At 64.6% G+C, this 1,285-nt stretch carries 2 protein-coding genes; both read right to left on the bottom strand.

From position 1 onward, the window contains the following. Positions 1-53: 53 nt before the first annotated feature. Complete coding sequence (gene istB / locus NKI63_RS30615; protein WP_352824127.1) at positions 54-854, bottom strand: IS21-like element helper ATPase IstB; 801 nt, start codon at positions 852-854, stop codon at positions 54-56. Continuing rightward, on the bottom strand, positions 854-1,285 hold a 432-nt coding region (locus NKI63_RS30610; protein WP_502900537.1), incomplete at its 5' end, for a Mu transposase domain-containing protein. The genes NKI63_RS30610 and istB, both read right to left, overlap by 1 nt.

Here is a 1,285-nt window from a genome sequence, read left to right as displayed (position 1 = left end):
TGTCAAGCGAAGTGAGGATTTGACCCCTGGGGCGAAACGAAGGACTGACCCCCTCATTGCTTTGCAGTTTCGTTGGTGTCGGGCGTCGTTCCGGCCTTCTGCAATAGGCCGGAACGACGCTTTTCGCGAAGCCGGTAGCTGTCACCGCGGATGGTGATCACTGTCGAATGATGAAGCAGGCGATCAAGGATCGCGGTCGCGACCACGGGATCGCCAAACACGCTGCCCCATTCGCCCACCGAGCGGTTGGAGGTGATCAGGATCGATCCCCGCTCATAACGCCGCGACACCAGCTGGAAGAACAGATGCGCGGCGTTGGCTTCGAACGGGAGATAGCCGAGCTCGTCGATGATCAACAGTTTCGGCCGCGACAGGGTCGTCAGCTGCTTTTCGAGTGAACCGTCGTCATGGGCCTTGGCCAGCATCGCCACCAGCGTGGCCGCCGTGACGAACTGGACGCTATGGTTCTGCCGGATCGCCTCGCGCCCGAGAGGCACCGCCAGATGTGTCTTGCCCGTACCCGGAGGTCCAAGGAACAGGACCGTGTCGCCATGGGCAATCCAGCGGCAGGTCGCCAGCTCCCGGACTTGGCGCTGATCCAGCGACGGCTGCGCGTCGAAGTCGAAGCCATCGAGTTCGCGCACAAACGGGAACTGCGCGATCTTGCCTGCCATGGAGATGCGCCGCTCGTCGCGCCGCGCGATCTCGCGCGTCACCAGGAAGGCCAAAGCCTCGCGCAAGGTCATTTGCGAACGCGCCGCTTCGTCCAGCAGCGTATCGAGCTGATCCCGGATCGCGGTCAGCTTCAGCCGGTCGAGCTGAGCCACCAGCATCTCGTGATCGACCGTCGTCATCACCAGCTGCCTCCCACCAGTGCCTCATATTCGGCCAGCGGCCGCAACAGAGCGGAAGGCGCAACGATCTCCGCCGGCGCCGATCGCACCGGCGCAGCAGCGCCGACCACGCCGGCAAGATGCGCCCGCTCGACAATCCGTTGGCGACGCCCGCGGCACAAGGCATGATCCGCCACCACCTCGCCCGCATGACGCACGATAACGCGGCCGCCCAGCACCACGACTTGGACGCTCTCCCCGATCAGCCGCCAGGGAACCGAGTAACTGTTCGTGTCCAGGTCGATTGCGCAGTCCGCCTGGACCTTGCGCACGAGATCGCGCAGCTGCCCAAACGGTGCCCGTCCGCCCAGAGGGCGAAGCGCCATGGCTTCTTCGGCAAAGCGCTCCGCAGGAGCCACGCCGGTCGTGCCATGCACACGCTGATCAGCAAT

The organism is Mesorhizobium sp. M0410, from assembly GCF_040321435.1.
Classification (GTDB): domain Bacteria; phylum Pseudomonadota; class Alphaproteobacteria; order Rhizobiales; family Rhizobiaceae; genus Mesorhizobium.
The sequence above is the reverse complement of the archived record's forward strand: the minus strand, read 5'-3'. Positions and strand labels throughout refer to the sequence as shown.

What these genes read in the sequence shown, in the direction of transcription:
- istB (WP_352824127.1), bottom strand. Translation starts at nt 854, where the DNA reads ATGACGACGGTCGATCACGAGATGCTGGTGGCTCAGCTCGACCGGCTG.